The following is a 3,170-nucleotide window of genomic DNA, read 5'->3' on the forward strand; positions in this document are numbered from 1 at the left end:
GGGGCTTGCCCCCGATTGGGCCTCACTCCACCCGGGTTTCCCCGGTAAACACCAGGGTCTGCCGACACCGCCGACACAAATACCGTCGCCCCTGAGCCACCATGCCGTGTCGCTGCGACGAAAACGCGAAGTCGCTGTCTGCACACGGGCAACGGTAGATATAGCGGGTCACCTGGCGACGCTGCACGGCATAAGTGTGGCAACGGTCTGGCGGCAGTTCGTAGACCCCGCGCATGATCAACTGCCACTCCTCGCCGTGGGGCTGGATGCGCTCACCGAACAATTGATGGGCGATCAGGTGCGCCACTTCGTGGGCCACGGTCTGCTTGAGGAAATGTTGGCTGTTTTCTCGGTACAACTGTGGGTTGAAGCGCAGCAGGTTCTCGTGCAAATGCGCGACACCGGCTTTCTGGCCCCGCAGCTTGAGGCTGACCTGGGGGCGTTTGAAGCTTCGTTTGAAAAAGGATTCGGCTTGCAGGAAACAATCTTCGACGCGGATATTGAGTTGCTCGGGCATGCTGTACCTATCTCCAGAGAGGTCCAGTATGCCGCAAAGCCGGGTGTTTCCGAATCTGTCAGGCGCCGAATGGTCATGCATAACGCACAAAGCCACCTTGCGGTGGCCTTGCCTGTGGGTTTATCAGGTCAGTTGGTGTAGATCGGGCCTACGCCCAGGCCCCAGACAATCACCGTGAACGCCATGATCGCCACCAGCACCACCAGGCCCACGGCCAGTACCGAACTGGAGAACAGGAAGCCTTCGTCCGGGTCGATGTTCATGAAGGTTGGCAGCCCGACATACAACAGGTACACGGTGTAGCAGATCGCCGCCGTGCCCACGACCATGCCCAGCCACATGTGCGGGTAAAGCGCCGCCAGCCCGCCGATAAACAGGGGTGTGGCGGTGTAGGTCGCAAAGGCCACGCAGCGCGCCATGCTGGGGTTGGCGTCGTAGGTACGGGCCATCCAGTGAATGAACGCGCCCATCACCGCCACGCCGCCGAGCATGGCGGCATAGGACATGATGGTCATCCACAACGCACTTTCCTGGGTCAGCATCACCGGCGCCCGGTTGCCGATGACCCAGCCCACCTGGGTGGTGCCGATAAACGCTGATATCGCAGGGATCGCTGCGAGAATCAGGGTGTGAGTGAGGTACATGTGGCCGATGCTTTCTTCTTTATCGCCACGGATTTCCCGCCATTCCTGGTCGGGATGGGTAAAAAGCCCCACGACGTGATGGATCATGCCAGTCACTCCTGTCGTTATTACCATCGCCCCCCATCGGAGCGCCCACGGGCCAATTGGCCTGAAAGGTCTGGATATAGATGTGCGACCTCACGTCGCAGTATAGGAAGGGATGACCGGAATAACTGTAGGGCCTTTAGAGCAAATCGCACTGTAAACAGTGGGCCTAATCGCAGATTGGAATGCTGGCCCACATTGAATGTGGTGACTCGACATCGGTAAGATACCCGGCTTTTCGTCACACACCTCCAGCGGATCCAAGCGCCATGGGCACTCTTACGGTCAACCAGAACAAACTGCAAAAACGCCTGCGTCGCCTGGCCGGTGAAGCGGTCGCCGATTTCAACATGATCGAGGACGGTGACAAGGTCATGGTCTGTCTCTCCGGCGGCAAAGACAGTTACACCTTGCTGGACGTGCTGCTGCACTTGCAAAAGGTCGCGCCGATCAAGTTCGAGATCGTCGCTGTCAACATGGACCAGAAACAACCGGGCTTCCCGGAGCACGTGCTGCCGGCCTACCTGAAAGCCTTGGGCGTCGAGTATCACATCGTCGAGAAAGACACCTACTCGGTGGTCAAGGAATTGATCCCGGAAGGCAAGACCACCTGCTCGCTATGCTCGCGCCTGCGCCGTGGCACGCTCTACACCTTTGCCGATGAAATCGGTGCGACCAAGATGGCCCTGGGGCACCACCGCGACGACATCGTCGAAACCTTCTTTCTCAACATGTTCTTCAACGGCTCCCTCAAGGCCATGCCCCCCAAGCTGCGGGCCGATGACGGGCGCAACGTGGTCATCCGCCCGCTGGCGTATTGCAACGAGAAAGACATCCAGGCCTACTCCGACTTCAAGCAATTCCCGATCATCCCGTGCAACCTGTGCGGCTCCCAGGAAAACCTGCAGCGCCAGGTGGTCAAGGAGATGCTGGTGGAGTGGGAACGCAAGACGCCGGGCCGCACCGAAAGTATTTTCCGCAGCTTGCAGAACGTGCAGCCATCACAATTGGCCGACCGCAACCTGTTTGACTTCACCAGCCTGAAAATCGACGAGACGGCCGCCTCGCGCTTCGTCAACGTAGTGAACCTCTGACGCAACTCAACGCTCTGAAAGACGGCGCTTACGGGCGCCGTTTTCATTTTCAATCCCCAGGAGAGGGCATGCGCGATTACAAGTGGCTGCACGAATATTGTCTGAACCGCTTTGGTTCGGCGGCTCAACTGGAAGCCCACCTGCCGGTGCCCAAGACCCCGGCGCAATTGCGCAGGATCAGTGATGATCGTTACCTGTCGACCCTGGCCTTGCGCGTATTTCGCGCCGGCTTGAAGCACAGCGTGGTGGACGCCAAATGGCCGGCGTTCGAACAGGTGTTCTTCGGCTTCGACCCGGAAAAAGTCGTGCTGATGGGCGCCGAGCATCTGGAGCGCCTGATGCAGGACACGCGGATCATCCGTCATCTGGGCAAGCTCAAGAGCGTGCCGCGCAATGCGCAGATGATGCTGGACATCGAGCAAGAGAAGGGCAGCTTCGGCGCGTTTATCGCCGACTGGCCGGTAACCGATATCGTCGGGCTCTGGAAGTACCTGAGCAAGCACGGCCACCAATTGGGCGGGCTGTCGGCGCCGCGCTTCTTGCGGATGGTGGGTAAGGATACGTTTGTGCCGAGCGATGACGTGGTGGCGGCATTGAATGCGCAGAAAATCGTCGACAAGGCGCCGACCAGCCTGCGGGATCTGGCGACGGTGCAGGGCGCGTTCAACCAGTGGCATGCCGAGAGTGGGCGGCCGATGTGTCAGTTGTCAATGATGTTGGCGTATACGGTGAATCATTGAGACCGAGGTGATGCTTTCGCGAGCAAGCCCGCTCACCACAGTTACAGTGTTCCTCCTTAACTGACTGGCATTGGGGCTTGCCCCCGATGGC

The 3,170-nt window shown here is 59.2% G+C and carries 4 protein-coding genes; 2 read left to right on the top strand and 2 right to left on the bottom strand.

Annotated features, from left to right (window positions below; all coding sequences use genetic code 11):
- Positions 1 to 22 precede the first annotated feature (22 nt).
- Both IQK56_RS21540 and IQK56_RS21545 read right to left on the bottom strand, forming a co-directional pair.
- On the bottom strand, positions 23 to 517 hold the full coding sequence (locus IQK56_RS21540; RefSeq protein WP_193863576.1) for a SprT family zinc-dependent metalloprotease: 495 nt from the start codon (positions 515 to 517) through the stop codon (positions 23 to 25).
- Between the two features lie 128 nt (positions 518 to 645).
- Positions 646 to 1,248 carry a Yip1 family protein gene (locus IQK56_RS21545; protein WP_032889661.1) on the bottom strand — a complete coding sequence of 201 codons (603 nt, stop codon included), beginning with the start codon at positions 1,246 to 1,248 and terminating at the stop codon, positions 646 to 648.
- A gap of 266 nt (positions 1,249 to 1,514) precedes the next feature.
- Here IQK56_RS21545 and ttcA point away from each other — a divergent pair, with 266 nt between their 5' ends.
- A complete protein-coding gene (ttcA, locus tag IQK56_RS21550) occupies positions 1,515 to 2,339 on the top strand; it encodes a tRNA 2-thiocytidine(32) synthetase TtcA (protein ID WP_099586991.1) in 825 nt (274 codons plus the stop codon).
- Positions 2,340 to 2,407: 68 nt separating this feature from the next.
- Positions 2,408 to 3,079, top strand: a complete 672-nt coding sequence (locus IQK56_RS21555) for a DNA-3-methyladenine glycosylase I (protein WP_122309737.1) — start codon at positions 2,408 to 2,410, stop codon at positions 3,077 to 3,079.
- Positions 3,080 to 3,170: the final 91 nt, after the last annotated feature.

Source organism: Pseudomonas cyclaminis, from assembly GCF_015163715.1.
GTDB classification, from domain to species: Bacteria; Pseudomonadota; Gammaproteobacteria; order Pseudomonadales; family Pseudomonadaceae; genus Aquipseudomonas; species Aquipseudomonas cyclaminis.